General features: G+C 36.2%; 1 protein-coding gene. It reads right to left on the minus strand.

The genetic code is table 11. The annotated features are described in order from the left end of the window. Window positions 1-3: 3 nt before the first annotated feature. A partial coding sequence (locus tag ETC00_RS19675) for a hypothetical protein (RefSeq protein ID WP_171567729.1) occupies window positions 4-506 on the minus strand: 503 nt, incomplete at its 5' end.

Raw genomic sequence — 506 nt, forward strand, 5'->3', positions numbered from 1 at the left:
ATATTAAAGTGTCTTACGACCGAATTCAGCATTCTTAACAATAAATTCACCTTGAACAGGTAACAATTCAGTTGTCAAGTAACGGCTTGTTCCCATGATGTTAGGAGTTAATGGTGTATTAGGGTTACGATAAATGTTCTCGATATTTAAGCTGTATTTATAATGCTTAAACGTAATAACCTCTTTGCTTAGAGGGAATGCTACGATACGCAATCCTTTTTCACGTGGAACTTTCATAGTAGATACCACGTGGATACGGTTTTTATTAGCTGTCATTACACCGAAACGGTAGTCTAATTGAATACCACCGATTTTTGTATCTTCGTCAATTACCCATTTAACATCGTCTTGAATCAATGTCACTACTGCTGGGTTTCCGTAAACGACGAACATAATGTCGTTAGTTTTTAATTTCTCTTTGAGTGTATCAATCTCACGATTTAAGAAGTATTTCAACTCGCTGTAAATCCATTGAGAAGGAGTTACAAACACGTTGGATGGTGGTA

This window comes from Brevibacillus sp. MCWH (assembly GCF_013096935.1).
GTDB classification, from domain to species: domain Bacteria; phylum Bacillota; class Bacilli; order Brevibacillales; family Brevibacillaceae; genus Brevibacillus; species Brevibacillus aydinogluensis.